This is a genomic window from Caballeronia sp. A2-2 (assembly GCF_057612605.2).
On record NZ_CM172587.1, the window covers coordinates 1,492,215 to 1,507,751 of the forward strand.

18 protein-coding genes are annotated in these 15,537 nt (G+C 63.3%); 13 read left to right on the plus strand and 5 right to left on the minus strand.

The window, feature by feature from the left end; genetic code table 11:
- The first annotated feature begins 198 nt into the window (after window positions 1–198).
- Complete coding sequence (locus ACZCWR_RS07055; protein WP_487302985.1) at window positions 199–921, plus strand: response regulator; 723 nt, start codon at window positions 199–201, stop codon at window positions 919–921.
- Window positions 905–2,245 carry an ATP-binding protein gene (locus ACZCWR_RS07060; protein ID WP_487302986.1) on the plus strand — a complete coding sequence of 447 codons (1,341 nt, stop codon included), beginning with the start codon at window positions 905–907 and terminating at the stop codon, window positions 2,243–2,245. The genes ACZCWR_RS07055 and ACZCWR_RS07060 overlap by 17 nt, the downstream gene beginning before the upstream one ends.
- Before the next feature lie 11 nt (window positions 2,246–2,256).
- On the opposite strand, the gene ACZCWR_RS07065 is transcribed toward ACZCWR_RS07060, so the two are convergent.
- Both ACZCWR_RS07065 and ACZCWR_RS07070 read right to left on the minus strand, forming a co-directional pair.
- Complete coding sequence (locus tag ACZCWR_RS07065) at window positions 2,257–2,520, minus strand: hypothetical protein (protein WP_487302987.1); 264 nt, start codon at window positions 2,518–2,520, stop codon at window positions 2,257–2,259.
- Window positions 2,521–2,615: 95 nt separating this feature from the next.
- Window positions 2,616–4,301 (minus strand): sensor domain-containing diguanylate cyclase, encoded by a 1,686-nt coding sequence (locus ACZCWR_RS07070; protein WP_487302988.1) that lies wholly within the window; start codon window positions 4,299–4,301, stop codon window positions 2,616–2,618.
- Between the two features lie 733 nt (window positions 4,302–5,034).
- On the opposite strand from ACZCWR_RS07070, the gene ACZCWR_RS07075 reads away from it, so the two are divergent.
- The 4 genes from ACZCWR_RS07075 (at window position 5,035) to ACZCWR_RS07090 (ending at window position 8,866) form a co-directional block, all read left to right on the plus strand.
- Window positions 5,035–6,789, plus strand: coding sequence for an ABC transporter permease (locus tag ACZCWR_RS07075; RefSeq protein WP_487302989.1), 1,755 nt, complete (start codon window positions 5,035–5,037; stop codon window positions 6,787–6,789).
- Between the two features lie 12 nt (window positions 6,790–6,801).
- Window positions 6,802–8,169 carry an ABC transporter ATP-binding protein gene (locus ACZCWR_RS07080; protein ID WP_487302990.1) on the plus strand — a complete coding sequence of 456 codons (1,368 nt, stop codon included), beginning with the start codon at window positions 6,802–6,804 and terminating at the stop codon, window positions 8,167–8,169.
- 174 nt (window positions 8,170–8,343) lie between these two features.
- Window positions 8,344–8,541, plus strand: a complete 198-nt coding sequence (locus tag ACZCWR_RS07085; RefSeq protein WP_487302991.1) for a type II toxin-antitoxin system HicA family toxin — start codon at window positions 8,344–8,346, stop codon at window positions 8,539–8,541.
- Between the two features lie 13 nt (window positions 8,542–8,554).
- A complete protein-coding gene (locus ACZCWR_RS07090; protein WP_487302992.1) occupies window positions 8,555–8,866 on the plus strand; it encodes a type II toxin-antitoxin system HicB family antitoxin in 312 nt (103 codons plus the stop codon).
- 75 nt (window positions 8,867–8,941) lie between these two features.
- On the opposite strand, the gene ACZCWR_RS07095 is transcribed toward ACZCWR_RS07090, so the two are convergent.
- From ACZCWR_RS07095 to ACZCWR_RS07105, 3 genes are all read right to left on the minus strand, one after another.
- Window positions 8,942–9,466, minus strand: a complete 525-nt coding sequence (locus ACZCWR_RS07095) for a hypothetical protein (protein ID WP_487302993.1) — start codon at window positions 9,464–9,466, stop codon at window positions 8,942–8,944.
- Entirely contained in the window at window positions 9,463–10,017 is a 555-nt protein-coding gene (locus tag ACZCWR_RS07100) for a hypothetical protein (protein ID WP_487302994.1), read from the minus strand. Before ACZCWR_RS07100 ends, ACZCWR_RS07095 begins: the two co-directional genes overlap by 4 nt.
- A 263-nt stretch (window positions 10,018–10,280) precedes the next feature.
- A complete protein-coding gene (locus tag ACZCWR_RS07105; RefSeq protein WP_487302995.1) occupies window positions 10,281–11,348 on the minus strand; it encodes a sigma-54 interaction domain-containing protein in 1,068 nt (355 codons plus the stop codon).
- Window positions 11,349–11,407: 59 nt separating this feature from the next.
- On the opposite strand from ACZCWR_RS07105, the gene ACZCWR_RS07110 reads away from it, so the two are divergent.
- From ACZCWR_RS07110 to ACZCWR_RS07140, 7 genes are all read left to right on the plus strand, one after another.
- Entirely contained in the window at window positions 11,408–11,587 is a 180-nt protein-coding gene (locus ACZCWR_RS07110; RefSeq protein ID WP_487302996.1) for a hypothetical protein, read from the plus strand.
- A 249-nt stretch (window positions 11,588–11,836) separates the two neighbouring features.
- Entirely contained in the window at window positions 11,837–12,145 is a 309-nt protein-coding gene (locus ACZCWR_RS07115; RefSeq protein WP_487302997.1) for a hypothetical protein, read from the plus strand.
- 58 nt (window positions 12,146–12,203) lie between these two features.
- A complete protein-coding gene (locus ACZCWR_RS07120; protein WP_487302998.1) occupies window positions 12,204–12,521 on the plus strand; it encodes an ElaB/YgaM/YqjD family protein in 318 nt (105 codons plus the stop codon).
- Between the two features lie 55 nt (window positions 12,522–12,576).
- Window positions 12,577–12,819, plus strand: a complete 243-nt coding sequence (locus ACZCWR_RS07125) for a hypothetical protein (RefSeq protein WP_487302999.1) — start codon at window positions 12,577–12,579, stop codon at window positions 12,817–12,819.
- 378 nt (window positions 12,820–13,197) lie between these two features.
- Window positions 13,198–14,598, plus strand: coding sequence for a sigma-54-dependent transcriptional regulator (locus tag ACZCWR_RS07130; RefSeq protein ID WP_487303000.1), 1,401 nt, complete (start codon window positions 13,198–13,200; stop codon window positions 14,596–14,598).
- Between the two features lie 193 nt (window positions 14,599–14,791).
- Window positions 14,792–15,037, plus strand: coding sequence for a hypothetical protein (locus ACZCWR_RS07135; RefSeq protein ID WP_487303001.1), 246 nt, complete (start codon window positions 14,792–14,794; stop codon window positions 15,035–15,037).
- A 241-nt stretch (window positions 15,038–15,278) separates the two neighbouring features.
- The gene (locus ACZCWR_RS07140; RefSeq protein ID WP_487303002.1) at window positions 15,279–15,515 is read left to right on the plus strand and encodes a hypothetical protein; all 237 of its coding nucleotides are present in this window, start codon (window positions 15,279–15,281) and stop codon (window positions 15,513–15,515) included.
- Window positions 15,516–15,537 lie beyond the last annotated feature (22 nt).

The following is a 15,537-nucleotide window of genomic DNA, read 5'->3' on the forward strand; positions in this document are numbered from 1 at the left end:
GAAGCGCAGCGTCCCGTGGGTTCATGCATTGCGCGCCAGTCGGTGAAACACAGCGTAGGGGTTCACGACGTGCCGCGTGTTACGGCATGCTTGAGGCTTGTTACGCCGGTTTACGCGCCGCTTTCGTGGTAACACCCGGTAACCCTTTGCGGCGCGCGGGCCTCCGATCGATATGACTCACGCGCTAAACTCCATCCCATGACTACGCAAATACTTGTCGTCGATGACGACGCCGAACTGCGCGACCTTCTGCGCGACTATCTGGTCCGGCAGGGCATCGAGGTTTCGGTGCTGCACGATGCCGGCGGTCTCGAACGCCGCATCGAGCGCGAGCGGCCCGATCTCATCGTGCTCGATCTGATGATGCCGGGCGTCGATGGCCTCACTGCGCTCAAATCGCTGCGCGCTTCCGGCGACGACATCCCCGTCATCATGCTGACCGCGCGCGCGGACGACGTGGACCGCATCGTCGGTCTGGAACTCGGCGCGGACGATTACCTCGGCAAGCCGTTCAATCCGCGCGAATTGCTGGCGCGCGTGCAGGCCGTGCTGCGCCGCCGCCGCACGATTCCTTCGGCGGCGCCCGAACAGCGCGAACCGTATTCGTTCGGCCGCTTCCGGCTGGATTTCCAGTCGCGCACCCTGCAACAGGACGACCGGCCGATCACCCTGTCCGGCAGCGAATTCGCGCTCCTGAAGATTTTGGTGAACAACCCCATGCGCACGCTCACGCGCGAGCGCTTGCTCGAACTGCTGCACGGTCCGGAATACGACGGCACCGACCGCGGCATCGACGTGCAGGTGTGGCGTCTGCGGCGCATTCTGGAAACGGACCCGTCCGCGCCGCGCTTCATTCAAACAGTGCGCGGGCGCGGCTACGTGTTCGTGCCGGACGGCGAGCAAAATGCGCCGGGCAATTGACACGCTGTTCGGGCGTCTGGTCGTCATCGTCATCGGCATGCTGGTGCTGTCGCATGTCGCGTGGTTCACCATCATCCGTTTCGAACGCGACAACGTGCAGACGCGCTTCGCCGTGGAAGAAGCCGCGTTTCTGATCGAGGCGGTGCGTCAGCACATCGTCAATACGCCGAATCTTCCCTTGCCGCCGCGCGTGCGCGTGGTGCCGCTCGACAGCGCCGAAGTGCCGCATGCGCCCGATGAGGACATGCCGCCGCCGCTCTTGCATTTCATCGAAGATCTGAAAGACCGTCTGCCCGATGGCACCGACGTGCGCATGAACGAGCCGAACGGGCCGCCCGCCGTGTGGGTTCACGCGGCGAAAGATGCCTCGTGGATCGTCGTGCCCGTGCAGCCGTTGCGCCCGCCGCGCTCGCGGGACCGCATGCTCGTGTGGCTCGCGCTGATCTTTTCGGCGGCGGTGCTCGCGGCGCTGTTCGGCGCGTGGCAGCTTCAGTCACCGTTGCGTGCGCTGGCGCAGGCGGTGCAACGCTTCGGGCGCGGTCAGCCCACGCCCGTCGTGCCCGAACGCGGCCCGAGCGAATTGCGTCAGTTGACGCACGGCTTCAATCAGATGGTGCGCGAAGTCTCACAGAACGAGAACGACCGTGCCGTGATGCTCGCAGGCGTCGCGCACGATCTCAAGACGCCGCTCGCGCGTCTGCGTCTGCGCGCCGAAATGATGGACGAAGCGAAGATGCGCGATGGCGTGGTGCGCGATGTCGATTCCATGGCGCATATCGTCGATCAATTTCTGGTGTTCGCCACCGACCGGCCGGACGCCAGCGAACCGGTGGGCGTGGACGAGCAGGCCGAGCGCATCGCGCGGGCGTACAAGGCGGCGGCGTCGGGCGGGGACACCATCGTGCTCAGGCTGGAGGCGGGACCGTCGTTCGTGTTGCCCGCGGCCACGCTCGACCGGCTGCTGTCGAACTTGCTGGACAACGCGCACGCTTATGGCGCGCCGCCGGTGGTGATCGAAACGCGCCGCGCCAGCAACGGCTTCGTGCTCGCGGTGACGGACCACGGCAAGGGCATCGCACCGGACGATCTGACCAAAGCCACGCGTCCGTTCGTGCGGCTCGATCCCGCGCGCGGCGGCAGCGGTCATAGCGGGCTGGGTCTGGCGATCGTGGAGCGGCTGGCGCGGCGCGCGGGCGGCGAATGCGAGATCGGCAATCATCCGCAGGGCGGCTTGCAGGTGGCGATGGCGTTTCCGTTCGATATCGCCACGCGCGACGATCTGGAAAAGCGCGCGAGTTCCCTTCACGAAGAACGCGCGCTGTAGGCAAGAAAAAATCAGTCGAACAGCGTATCCAGCGCCGAGGCCGCTTCGCTGTCCACCGTGTTGTACGTCACCGTCGACGCCTCGAAGATGTAGTGCGTCGTGTACTTGCCAAGCCGCGAGAGAATCTCCTCCTGGATCACCTCCGGCGCCAGATCGATCTTGAGGAACCACGTCGTCGACGAGAGGCGCGTCTGAAACGAGCCGTACTCGGCGAGCAGGTGATCGAACGTCTCGACGTCCTGATCGCGGCAGACGATGACCAGATTTCCCTTCATTCAAACCTCCGATGACGGCAGCGGCATGCAATATCGAACGTCGATGATACCTGCGTGCCGCGCGCGCTGCCGGAAGCCGTCATAGAGAAGCGCGGTCATTTGCCCGCAAGCGAGTCCTCGGGATGCAAGGTGGGCGGTTCGGGATCGGCGGGGCGCACTTCGCTGCGGTCGCGGCCGCGCGCCTTCGCTTCGTAGAGCGCAAGATCGGCGCGCGACAGAATCCATTCGAGCGCGTCGTCTTCCCCGAGTTGCGTGATGCCGATGCTGACCGACAACACCGCATCCGCCGGAAGATGCGCGCAATGCTCGTGGTGAAAGCGCTTGCGCAGCCGCTCCAGCACGGCCTGGGCATCCGCGAGTGCGGTTTGGGGCAGCAGAATGCCGAATTCCTCGCCGCCGAGGCGTCCGATGGCATCGCTCGGACGAAGCTGCGCGCGGCATACCTCGACGAAATGCTCGAGCGCCCGGTCGCCCGACGCATGCCCGAAGCGGTCGTTGATCTGCTTGAAGTGATCCAGATCGGCGATGGCGACCGACAGCGGCGCGTTCGCCTGCCGCGCGAGTTCTATTTCATGACGCAGCATGTCCAGAAAGTATCGGCGTGAAAGCGCGCCCGTGAGCGCATCGTGGCGCGCTTCCGCCGACAGCAGCGTGTTGGCCGACTGCAATTTCTCCGCGAGATCGCGCGTCGCGCGATGCAGGCGTCGTTCGCGCGAATACGACGTTGCAATCACGATGGCCAGCGTCACGACGCCCAACATCGTCAGGAATACGAGGAAACGGTCGCGGCTGTGATTGCGGCTGATTTCCGGCCAACTCGTCAGCGGATGGACGATATGCGCCGACAGCCCCGAGTTCAGCCCGGTGCGTTCGTCGTAGAGCGAGGGCACGTTGCTGCCGTTGGTCGCGTAGAAACTCTGTGCGAGCGTCGGCGCGAGCCAGTGCGCGGATTCCCGCATCTGCTCGCCGATGTGAACCACGCGCAGTTCCGGAAACGCCTCGCGCCGGTAGTGGCCGAGCCGCTCCTCGGGCGTCATGCGGGCGACGGGCGAATCCGGCAAGGCCTGATATTCGAGGCGGCCATCGTTGGCCATCACCACGACGCCGTTTTCGTCGGTCACGAACGTGCCGGTGCGCGACACCCAATGCCGCAACCGGTCGATGCTCACCTTGGCGATGACCGCGCCCACCAGCAGCCCGTCGTCGTACGCGGGCGCCGCGATGAAGATGCCCGGCTCGCCGGAAAGCCGCCCCACGCCGTACATCTCGACGAAACCGCCAAGCAGCGCGCGCGTGACGTAGGCACGCGAACTCATGTCGTAGCCGATGAAGCTGTTGTCGTCGCCCGCGTTGCTGGAGGCAATGCAGTACCCCTGGTCGTTGACGAGCCAGATGGAATCGAGTCCCGAGAATCCCTGCGCGTCATGTAGGAAGCGGTTCACGCGCGCCAGCCCCGGAAGCGCGTTCAAGTGTGCGCGGCGCTGGCTTTCAGTGCCGGACGCGCTGACCGCGTGATGCCGCGACTCCGACAGCGCCCGGTCCACGAGGTCCATTTGCGCGAGCGTGCCCGGAATGGCGCGCGACATCGCCAGATCGCTTGCGATGATCTGCGCCATGTTGTCCACGATCGATGCCGCCATCTGCCGCTCCGTGCGCACCGTCGCGTTCATCTCCTGCTGCACCATGCGATCGGACAACAGGCCGGCCGCGATCCAGCATACGAAGGCGAGCAGGGCAAAGCCGAGCGTCGCGATCAAGCGGTGCAGGAGGATCTTGTTCATCGCTTGTGCCGGCTGTCAGGGCGCCATGCGCGCGCAAACGTATAAACGCTGCTTTGCGGCAACAAGACTTCCGACGACACGCGGAAACACTCGCCGCCGCCGGTCAAAAACGGGATAATCGCCGCCCTGACGGCAGCGCGCAGCACGCCGGGCGCGCCACATGCTTGTGCGCTCGCTCCGAGCACAGCGGGGCAAGGCCAGCAAGGTGACCGGGCAATCCGGCGAGGCGCCAGGCTGGACACTGGCAGGAAGGTCGCGGCAGGCATCGGATCGACGCTCAGTTTTTGTTCGTGATAAGGCAAGATTGGACGATGTTTTGCGCCGCCTTTCAAGCATCGCGTTCCCTCACCTGTTGCCACATTAAGGACGGGTTTCGGTCGCCTTTCGGTCACGCCGAGGCGCCGCAGAAACTGGAACGCATGTTCTGCATGGCGACCGCCCCTTCATTTTGCCTTCGCGGCGCCGAAGAGCAAGAAGATATCGCCGGGGATGCGCGCCGAGGTTGTGTCTGTCACGAAGGATGGTGTAGTGTCGCTCGGTTCGGCATGGACGGGGCGTGCCGGCATCGCATGGGCTGTCGGCTGATCCGCTGGCGTGCGCGTTGAACAGCACAGCCGGGACAGCAAAGAGACAGCAGAGAGACAGCGCGCCTCGCGAAGTGGCGTGCATGCGCCGCCTCCAGCATCATCCCGCGCACGCGGGCCGCAATAAAGCCTTACGGGGAGGGCGTTGAATGGAATTTGGCTTCAATCTCAGTCGCACGGCGAATGCGTCGGCCTGGCGGGTCTTGCCCAATCGCTGGGACTTCATCGCGTTTCCGATGATCATTTGCCTGCTCGCGCTCGCGACGGTAGGCTTTCACGAGACGCTTGCGCCGATCTCCACCCTGCAGACGCAGGCCATCTCGCTCGACCCCGGAAACCTGCCCGAATACGCCTTGCGCACGACCTTGCGCATGCTCGCGGCGATGGTCGCCTCGCTCATCTTCACGCTGGTGTACGGCACGCTTGCCGCCAAGAGCCGGCGCGCGTCCATCGTGCTGGTGCCGATTCTCGACATTCTTCAGTCGGTGCCGGTGCTGGGCTACATCTCGTTTACGGTCACCTTCTTTCTCGCGCTGTTTCCGGGGCGCGTGATCGGTGCGGAGTGCGCCGCGATCTTCGCCATCTTCACGAGTCAGGCGTGGAACATGACCTTCAGCTTCTACCAGTCGTTGCGCACGGTGCCGCGGGATCTGGACGAAGTCTCGCGCGGCTTTCATCTCACCAACTGGCAGCGCTTCTGGAAGCTCGAAGTGCCGTTCTCCATGCCCGGCCTCATCTGGAACATGATGATGTCGATGTCGGGCGGATGGTTCTTCGTGGTGGCATCGGAGGCGATCACGGTGGGCAATCGCACCATCGTGCTGCCGGGCATCGGCGCGTATCTGGCGGCTGCCATCGGCGAGCGCAATCTCGCCGCGATCGGCTATGTGATTCTCGCGATGACGGTCGTCATCCTCGCTTACGATCAGCTGATGTTTCGCCCGCTGGTCGCGTGGGCCGACAAGTTCCGCATGGAGAACACGAGTTCGGGCGACGAGCCGCAGTCGTGGCTGCTCGACCTGATCCGCCGCACGCGGCTGATTCACCGTCTGCTCGTGCCAGCGGGCTGGATTCTCGCGAAGGCCGCGCGCGTGCCGATCAAGCTGCCTTCCTTGCAAGGCGTGAAGCTCGGCAATTTCCGCGCGCCGGTGCCGTCCACGCGCACGGGCGATATCGCGTGGGGCACGGTGGTCGTGCTGCTGACCGTGTTCGTCGTGTGGAAGGTGGTGGCGTTCGTCGCTGCGGGCGTGACCTGGGGTGAAGTCGGCCATGTGTTCGTGCTCGGGTTCATCACGCTCATTCGCGTGGTGGTGCTGATCGCGCTGGCGTCGGTCGTGTGGGTGCCGATTGGCGTGCTGATCGGCTTGCGTCCCGCGCTCGCGGAGAAGTTTCAGCCGCTCGCGCAGTTCCTCGCCGCGTTCCCGGCCAACTTGCTGTTTCCGGTGTTCGTCGTGGTGATCGTGCGGTTCCATCTGAACCCGGATATCTGGCTCTCGCCGCTGATCGTGCTCGGAACGCAGTGGTATATCCTGTTCAACGTGATTGCCGGTGCGTCGTCCTATCCGAACGATTACCGCGAGGCTGCGGCCAACTTTCAGATTCGCGGCTGGCAGTGGTGGAGGAAATGCATGCTGCCGGGCATCTTTCCGTACTACGTGACCGGGGCGATCACGGCGTCGGGCGGCGCGTGGAATGCGAGCATCGTCGCGGAGGCGGTGTCGTGGGGCAAGACGAGCATCGTCGCGCACGGTCTGGGCGCGTATATCGCGCAGACCACCGCCGATGGCGATTATCCGAAGATCATTCTGGGCATTGCCGTGATGTCGCTGTTCGTCACGCTGTTCAACCGCGTGCTGTGGCGTCCGCTGTACGCCTACGCCGAATCAAGACTTCGACTGGATTGAGGACGAGTGCCGATGGAGAACCTTAAAAACACGCAGTCGTCCGGCGCGCAAACCTTGCGTCCGGGCGCCAACGCCATCCCGGGCACGCCGCCTCGGCTCGGCGCGGAAATCCTGCGCGTCGCCAATGTGAGTCGCGGCTTCAACAAGACACAGGGCGAACTGCTCGTGCTCGATGACGCCAATCTCGCGCTGCGCGAAGGCGAGATCGTCGGCTTGCTCGGGCGTTCCGGCTCGGGCAAATCGACGCTTCTGCGCATCATCGCCGGGCTGATTTCGCCGACGGGCGGCGAGGTCACGTATCTCAACGAGCCGTTGCGCGGACCGGCCAAGGGCGTCGCGATGGTGTTTCAGACCTTCGCGCTGTTTCCGTGGCTGACCGTGCTGCAGAACGTGGAAGCGGGTCTGGAAGCACAGGGCGTCGGTGCGCGCGAGCGGCGCGAACGGGCGCTTGCCGCCATCGATCTGATCGGGCTGGACGGCTTCGAGAATGCGTATCCGCGCGAGTTGTCGGGCGGCATGCGTCAGCGTGTGGGCTTTGCGCGCGCGCTGGTCGTCGATCCGACCTTGCTGCTGATGGACGAGCCGTTCTCCGCGCTCGACGTGCTGACCGCCGAGAACTTGCGTACTGATCTGCTCGATCTGTGGACGCAGGGCCGCATGCCGATCAAGTCGGTGCTGATCGTGACGCACAACATCGAGGAAGCGGTGTTCATGTGCGATCGGATTCTCGTGCTGTCGTCGAATCCGGGACGCGTGATGGCCGAGATCAAGGTGCCGTTCAAGCATCCGCGCAACCGGTTGGATCCGGCGTTCCGGCGGCTCGTCGATGATATCTACGCGAAGATGACCGCGCGTCAACTCGATGAATCGAAGAAGAAGGGGCTGGAGTTGGGAAGCTGGCTGCCTTCGGTGTCGACCAATTTGATGGCGGGTCTCATCGAAACGCTCGCGGCGGAGCCGTATCACGGCCGCGCGGACATGCCGGAAATCGCGCGCACGCTGCATCTGGAAGTGGATGAACTGTTTCCGATCGCGGAAGTGCTTCAGCATCTTGGTTTCGCCGATGTGCGCGAAGGGGATATCTATCTGACGCCGCAGGCGCGGGTGTTCGCGGAGTTCGGCACGCAGGAGCGCAAGATGATGTTCGCGGAGCATTTGCTGCGGCATGTGCCGCTCGCTGCGCGGATCAAGAAGGTGCTGAACGAGCGGCCGGGGCATCGCGCGCCGCGGGTGCGGTTCGAGCAGGAGCTTGAGGATTTCTTGTCCGATAGCGCTGCGCAGGAGACGCTGGATGCGGTCATCGACTGGGGACGTTATGGGGAGATTTTTTCGTATAACGATCAGACGGAGATGTTGAGTCTGGAGGATGTGGAGGCTTGAGGGCTTGGGTGGTCCAGGAGTGAAGGGGCGCGGTTGCCGGAAACGGGGCCGCGCTTTTTGTTTGGGGATTAGGCCGTTCGGCTGACTGCCCGACAATGGCGTCAGTCCGTAGATTTCTCATCTTCTAGAACACCGCTTCGTGTGTAGAATTTGCACGAAGCATTCGGAGATGAGATGGATTCATCGCGTTTGATAAGAATGCTGCTTGACGAGGGTTGGGAGTTGATGCGGATCAGGGGCAGTCATCATCAATTCAGGCACTCCGAGACTCAACGTAGTGTCACGGTGCCGCATCCAAGAAAAGACATTCCAATCGGGACGGTAAGAGCCGTTCTGAAAGCCGCTGATATGTTGAACCGGCTGTATCCCTGACGGAGAAGCAAAAATGGAGTTACCGATCGCGATTCACAAAGATGAAGGGAGCATCTTCGGAGTCACTGTTCCCGATGTGCCCGGCTGTTTTTCAGCCGGCGAGACGATGGATGAGGCAATCGAAAACGCAAGGGAAGCCATCTATGCCCACCTTGCATTCCTGGCAGAGAATGGTCAGGATGCCTCCGTAAATCCCCGTCCAATGACGGAACACCTGAGCAATCCCGATTACGCGGATGCCGTCTGGAAGTCAGTCAGCCTGAATCTGTCGGCGCTCGACCTACGCGCTCATGCTCTGACGTCGGCGCGCGCGGCGTCTTCGTGAACGACGCAAGTTGCCGACGCTCGGTCGAAGAAAAAGCGCGGCGCCTCAAAGCCACCGCGCTTTTTTTCAACCCAACTACTGCAAATTCCCCCACCTCTCCACCGCCGGCTCCGCCGAAGCCCACTTCCACCCGCTCGGCTGCTGACAAGCCGTCGCCACATACCACTCAGTCGGCGCATTCGCCTCGTCACCATCAACGACGGAGAACGCGAACTCGCGACAGCTCGCCAACGCGTTATCCATCACCCGAAGCACGCGCACTTCGCCATGCCCGTTCTCGACCGGCAAGGTGTGCTTGACCTTCCACGGCCGCGTCTCGCCGACTTGCGCCATGCCTGCGGTCGTCGCGATCATCAACTGCTGATCCTGATGCAGCGATTTCATCGTGCGCTTGACGACTTCATCCGTCGCTGCCTGCACCGCGATGCCCACGCCAAAACCAATCGCCGGATTGGTCGTCACCGCGCCCGTCGCGATGCCCGCCACCGCGCCGGTCGCCGCACCGATCGATGCGCAGCCGCTCATCGATACGCACGCGGCCGATGCCGTCGCGATGAGCGCAAGCCGCAGCGCGTTGCCTGAAATCAATGGCACCGTCATTGCAGCGAACCCCAGCGCGGCGTCGCCGGTTCGGCGGAGGCCCACTTCCACTGTTTGCCATCGCGGCAGACCGATGCGACATAGAACGCGCTGTCGGCCGGACGATCCTGCGTGGCATCGCGATCGACGGAGAACACGATCTCCTTGCAATCGAGCGCGCCCGAACTGATGGTGCGGCTCACCGTCACGCGGCCTTTCTCGTCATCCTCGATGGGCACCGAATGCACGATGCTCCACGGCGCCACCGCACCGACCGCGAGCGGCCCGGCGATCGAAGCGATCTTGTCCTGCGTGTTGGTATGGACGACGCGCTGCGTGTACTGCACGCCGGTCCGTGCCGCCGCCACCGCGCCCAAGCCGATGCCGGTCGCAACCGCCGCGTTGCTGGTCACGCTGCCCGCGATGGCCGCGCCCGCGATACCGGCGCCCGCCGTCGCGCCTTCGCTGTAGAGCGAGTTGCATCCGCTGAGAGTGAGACAGGCGAGCGCGCCTGTGAGCGTCGCGACGAACGCGGCGGCCCGCGCGCCGCGTCTCTGGGCCTTCATCTGCATAGTGCTTTCCTTCGTCTTCGTCTTCGTGTTCTGTCGTTCGCGCCGAAGGCAAAGCGGCGCGCGTTGTCGCTTGCAACCGCGCGCACTCCTCCATGCGCGGGACGAATCGCGGCGTGCCGCGCGTCTCGCGCATTTTGAAGCAAGCTTCTAATTACAGTGCTGGGAAATTTGCAAGAAATTGCAAGCGCGACGAACGGCACGCGCAAAAGACAACGAGCGCGTCAGGAAGCGCGCTCGTGTGGAGACTCGAAGATTGCTGGAGGTCAGCTTTCGTTGCTGGATGACGGCGTATCGCCACTATCAGGGTCTTCGTTCTCGTACGCACCGAGACGGTTGTAGAGCGTCTTGAGACTCACGCCGAGCGCCTTCGCCGCGCGTCGCTTGTCGCCACCGCAATGCTTGAGCGTGCCCAGAATGATCTGCTTCTGCGCATCGGCCAGGGGCGTGCCGACCCAGACGTTCATGGCATCGCCCTGAGTCACGGGCTTCTTCACGCGCGAGGCGAGATGCGGATGCGCGATCTCCACCGTCTTCTCCGCGAGAATGAACGCGCGATACACCGTGTTCTTCAACTCACGCACGTTGCCCGGCCAAGAATACGTTCGCAGCACGTCGAGCGCGCGCTTGCTGAAGGCCTTGCTCGTCCCTTCCTGCGCGTTCATCTCGGCGAGGAAATGTTGCGCGAGCAGTTCGCGGTCCGAATCGCGTTCGCGCAGGGGCGGCGCGCGTAGCGGGAACACCGCGAGCCGGTACATCAAATCTTCGCGCAGCCCGTTTTCTTTCACGGCGACGACCGGATCGCGATTGGTCGCGGCGATCACGCGCACGTCCGAGGTGATCAGATCGTTGCCGCCGACGCGAAAGAACGTGCCGGTTTCGAGCGCGCGCAGCAACTTGACCTGCCGCACCGGCGACATCTCCGTGACTTCGTCGAGAAACAGCGTGCCGCCGTTGGCATGTTCGAAATAGCCGATGCGTCCCTGCACCGCGCCCGTGAAGCTGCCTTTCTCATGGCCGAAGAGTTCGGCTTCGATCAGGTTGTCCGGAATCGCCCCGCAATTCACGGCGATGAACGGTGCATCCTTGCGCGCGCTGTAATCGTGGATGGTGCGGGCAACCAGTTCCTTCCCCGTTCCCGATTCGCCGATGATGAGCGCAGTCGCATCGGTCGCGGCGACGCGATCGATCTGCGTGTAAAGCTCGTGCATGACGGGCGAGGAGCCGTACAGCAGTCCGTAGGACTTCAAGCCCGGCACCTCTCCCGCATTGCGCTTTTTCTGCGCCGATGATTCGCCGGCGACGAGCGGCGGGTCCAGTTCGGTTGACGCCATGTGTGCTGATGTTTCCTGAAGTTCTGCGATAGGGTGAGGAAGGGCGGCGGCGAGCGGCCATGCGGACATCGGGTGAGCGCCGCGTCGAAGGTGCGCGGGAATCGTTCGCGATCGATGGCATCGCGCGACGCGTGACGCCGGGCGATCCAATCCGGCCCATCTATCTCAATATCCGCTATTTAACCATTCGGCACGTCCTTGCGGCAATGCAGACCGTAAGCAGACGGCAAATTGTCTGATGCCGTAGAGCGTCTGAGCCGCGTAACGGCAAGGATCGCCTGCATCCGCCGACAAATTACAAAAGCGACCCGCAATTGTTACCCGGAACTACGCGGCGCGTGCGCCAGCCGCGCGGACATTACCTGAACACGGGCGTGCGAGGCGTGGCACGAAAGCTGCACTATCCCTCGCACAGAACCTTGAAACCTGCGCCGCGACGCGGGCCGCCCACGATACGAGAACAGGCATCTCACAACGGCAACCGCATCATGGAAGACATTCTCGACTTCGATTCTTACGCACGCGAACACGCGGGCCCGGTCCGTCAGGAACGCGGCACGCCCGCGACGACGCCTGCCCGTGCACGTCCGGAACTCGCGGCGGGCGAGACGATCGACATCTATCACTGGGCGGCGGTGGCGCTCGTGACTTCGCTCATGTGCGCGGTGCTCGGCTACGCCGCGGGTACGCCAGGACTCGCGCGCGCCGCGAATGTGACGAGCGTGGTATTCGGCGTGGCGGGCGGCGCGCTGATGGTGGCGGGCATTTTGAGGCGGCTGCGCCTGCGCACGGCCTGAGCGCTAGCTGCGACATCGACAACATCAAGAACTTCAACTTGGCCGAGGACTTCATTTCATGAATCAGACGACTGTCCAGCTTGCGTTGGGCAAGCAAAAAATCATCGAAGACATCAAGGTGTTGTTGCACGACGCCGAGGAACTCGCGCGGCTGTCGGCAACCTTGCCAGGTGAAGGTGTCGATGCCCTGCGAACGCGTCTGCGCGACCACGTCGATGCCGCGCGCACCGCGCTCGAAGATGCGCAGGCGAGCGCGCAAAGCCGCTATCGTTCGAGCATCGATTGCACGGAAAAGTATGTGAAGGACAATCCGTGGCAGTCGCTTGGGATCGCTGCGGGCGTGGGGTTTCTGGTCGGATTGATCGTGTCGCGCTAAGCGGATGCTGTAGGCGAGCGGCTTCGGATTTTCATCATCTAGGGAGAACAGATAAATGGCACGGCACTCGATCGGAATCTTTGGCGCGCTCTTCGCAGTCGGCGGCGTGCTCGCGTGGAAATGGGCGCAATCGCGCGATGCGGCGGGTCGCCGCACGGCGCGCGACCTGAATGTGTGGGAAGACGAAGGCGGCAAGGTGCTCACGCCGTCGCGCGCATCGAGCGCATCCGGCGCGCCGGTGAATGGCCACGGCACGGTCGGTGGCACGCCCGACGCGTGGCACTTTCCGCGCAGCTAAGTTCGCGCCGACGCGACTCCTTGCACGCGCTGGCAGCTTCACGATTGCGTCATTGAATTCGGCGCACTTTGTGGAGTGACCAAGACGAGCGTCCGAAACGCACGCCCATCCGGCGTGCGTTTTTGTGTTGATAAACCTTTATAATCAGTGGAACTTCGTCATAAGTCGCCTATATGGAAAGTCTTACGGCGAACGTTCAAAAGCGTGCGGAACATCGGAAATTATTCTACTTACCGCGCCACGTCACGACACGACATGCGCTTGCAGGCGCGTTCGAACGTGCAAGCGCCCCGGCCCGGACGGCCCCGCGCCACCGGAGAAGACCACGCCCGAATTGCGGCGTGTGACCCTGAAACGCTTTGAAAGTAATCGAATCGCATGCCACATGTATTGATTGTCGATGACGATCCCAGCACTCGCGAGGCGCTAGCCGCGATCATCGGCGAAGACGGACTGACCACCGCCACGGCGGGCGACTTGCGCGAGGCGCGCATTCAGCTCGTGCGGCAGACGCCTGATGTCGTCTTCACCGATCTGAAACTGCCCGATGGAACGGGCGTCGACTTGTTCGAGGATCTCGATCCGCGCTCGGGCGTGGAGTTCATCGTCATCACCGGACACGCGACGGTGGAATCCGCCGTGAGCGCGCTCAAGATGGGCGCGGCCGATTATCTGGTCAAGCCCATCAACATGCAGCGCGTGAAGGCCATTCTGTCGCGCCTGCCGCGCGCGGGCGACCTGAAGGCGGAAATCGGCACGCTGCGCGGCGAGTTGCGCCGCATGGGGCGCTTCGGCCTCATGCTTGGCAATTCGCCCGCCATGCAGACCGTGTACGACCAGATCGGACGCGTCGCGCCGACGGCCGCTTCGGTGCTGCTGATCGGTGAATCGGGCACGGGCAAGGAAGTCGCCGCGCAGACGCTGCATGAGCTTTCGCTGCGTCGCAAGCATTCGTTCATCGCGGTGAATTGCGGGGCGATCTCGCCGAACCTGATCGAGTCGGAAATGTTCGGGCACGAGCGCGGGTCGTTCACGGGCGCGGATCGTCAGCACAAGGGCTATTTCGAACGCGCGAACGGCGGCACGCTGTTCCTCGATGAAATTACCGAAATGCCGATCGAGCTTCAGGTAAAGCTGCTGCGCGTGCTGGAAACCGGCATGTTCATGCGCGTGGGTACCACGAAGGAACTGGAAACCGATGTGCGCCTGATCGCCGCGACCAACCGCGATCCCGAACAGGCCGTGCTCGAAGGCAAGCTGCGGCTGGACTTGTATCACCGGCTCAACGTGTTTCCGATCAACCTGCCGCCGCTGCGCGAACGCGGCAAGGATGTCGAATTGCTCGGTCAGGCGTTTCTGGACGAACTCAATTCGCGCTACAACACGAAGAAGGGCTTCCCGCCTGCCGTGCGTGAGATGCTCGAATCGTATAACTGGCCCGGCAATGTGCGTGAGTTGAAGAATTACGTTCAGCGTGCGTACATCATGTCCGGCAACGATTCGGACAGCACGGCAACGGTGCCTTTGCAGATTTCGCTGTCGAAGCCTTCTGCCGGCACAGCGGTGACGATTCCCTTCGGCACGTCGCTGGCGCAGGCGGATCGGCAACTGATCCTCGCCACGCTGGAACAGTGCGGCGGCGTGAAAACCCGGGCGGCGGAAATTCTCGGCATCAGCCTGAAAACGCTGTATAACCGCCTTGTCGAGTACGGCGAGGACGCGAGCAAGGCCGCTGCAGGCGACGGCGACAGCAACGACGCCGACAGCGAAAATCCCTGATCGTCGCTTATCTTTAGACGAAAACACCGCCCGCTGCATGCAAAATGCGCGGGCGTTTTTATTGGCACCGGGCATTTCTGCGCCGATAATGAGATGAGCGAGGGCGTGTCGAGCAGTGCAGGGGAATGTGGCTTGCTGTCTTACAAGTGACCGTTGAAGGTCGTCACGATCACAAGACCGCAAGGAGTCCAACATGTCTCTCATCGTTGCCCGAAGCGATGCCTTCGCCCGTTCCCGGATTCAGGCGCTGATTCACGCACAGGTTCACGCACAAACGCCGCAGCCGCCCGATCCGCCGGTGACGCCTCCCGATCAGCCGCCGCCCACGCCGATTCCGCCCGACACGAATCCGGACCCGACGCGCGAGCCTCCGGGGCCGCCGACGCAGCCGATCGGCGACCCGCCGCCGGGACCGAATGAAACGCCGCATGTGCATTGAACTGAAGCGTCGAATGGACGCCGGAAACGCGCATTCGGACTGATTCCCTGATTTCGTGCAAGCGTTGAATAAGTTTCCATCCCGTGCGTAGCGATTACAACGAATGAAGCATCAATGACCGGCGATGCGCGATGTTGCCGGTCGTTGTTTCCGACGTAACGCCGCCTCGAAGCCGATGCGGCGTGTCAGCACCGACGCCGCCGACGTCACAACGCGACGGCCTTCAATTCTGGAGGCACTCATGAGGCACCCCGCACTCCGACGCTCCGCGCGTCATTCTTCCAAGCGCGAAGCGCGCGCCGAAGCGGCCAAGGCATCGGGCGTTCCGGGCGAGACCCCGCCGCCCGCCGAACACGATCCAACTCACCAAAACCGCGCCGCGCCTGGCGTTCCGCCCGATGGCGACCACAATCAGGGCGGCGCGCGCAAGGAGGGCATCGACTATCAGCGCGATCTCGGGTCCGAGCAGGACGCGTGAGAAAACGCGCCACGAACGCTTT

Coding starts and splice junctions, on each gene's coding strand:
- ACZCWR_RS07115 (WP_487302997.1), top strand. CDS start 11,837: ATGGAAGACATTCTCGACTTCGATTCTTACGCACGCGAACACGCGGGC.
- ACZCWR_RS07135 (WP_487303001.1), top strand. CDS start 14,792: ATGTCTCTCATCGTTGCCCGAAGCGATGCCTTCGCCCGTTCCCGGATT.
- ACZCWR_RS07085 (WP_487302991.1), top strand. CDS start 8,344: ATGGATTCATCGCGTTTGATAAGAATGCTGCTTGACGAGGGTTGGGAG.
- ACZCWR_RS07140 (WP_487303002.1), top strand. CDS start 15,279: ATGAGGCACCCCGCACTCCGACGCTCCGCGCGTCATTCTTCCAAGCGC.
- ACZCWR_RS07110 (WP_487302996.1), top strand. CDS start 11,408: ATGCGGACATCGGGTGAGCGCCGCGTCGAAGGTGCGCGGGAATCGTTC.
- ACZCWR_RS07070 (WP_487302988.1), bottom strand. CDS start 4,301: ATGAACAAGATCCTCCTGCACCGCTTGATCGCGACGCTCGGCTTTGCC.
- ACZCWR_RS07095 (WP_487302993.1), bottom strand. CDS start 9,466: ATGACGGTGCCATTGATTTCAGGCAACGCGCTGCGGCTTGCGCTCATC.
- ACZCWR_RS07100 (WP_487302994.1), bottom strand. CDS start 10,017: ATGCAGATGAAGGCCCAGAGACGCGGCGCGCGGGCCGCCGCGTTCGTC.
- ACZCWR_RS07065 (WP_487302987.1), bottom strand. CDS start 2,520: ATGAAGGGAAATCTGGTCATCGTCTGCCGCGATCAGGACGTCGAGACG.
- ACZCWR_RS07075 (WP_487302989.1), top strand. CDS start 5,035: ATGGAATTTGGCTTCAATCTCAGTCGCACGGCGAATGCGTCGGCCTGG.
- ACZCWR_RS07055 (WP_487302985.1), top strand. CDS start 199: ATGACTACGCAAATACTTGTCGTCGATGACGACGCCGAACTGCGCGAC.
- ACZCWR_RS07130 (WP_487303000.1), top strand. CDS start 13,198: ATGCCACATGTATTGATTGTCGATGACGATCCCAGCACTCGCGAGGCG.
- ACZCWR_RS07105 (WP_487302995.1), bottom strand. CDS start 11,348: ATGGCGTCAACCGAACTGGACCCGCCGCTCGTCGCCGGCGAATCATCG.
- ACZCWR_RS07080 (WP_487302990.1), top strand. CDS start 6,802: ATGGAGAACCTTAAAAACACGCAGTCGTCCGGCGCGCAAACCTTGCGT.
- ACZCWR_RS07120 (WP_487302998.1), top strand. CDS start 12,204: ATGAATCAGACGACTGTCCAGCTTGCGTTGGGCAAGCAAAAAATCATC.
- ACZCWR_RS07125 (WP_487302999.1), top strand. CDS start 12,577: ATGGCACGGCACTCGATCGGAATCTTTGGCGCGCTCTTCGCAGTCGGC.
- ACZCWR_RS07090 (WP_487302992.1), top strand. CDS start 8,555: ATGGAGTTACCGATCGCGATTCACAAAGATGAAGGGAGCATCTTCGGA.
- ACZCWR_RS07060 (WP_487302986.1), top strand. CDS start 905: ATGCGCCGGGCAATTGACACGCTGTTCGGGCGTCTGGTCGTCATCGTC.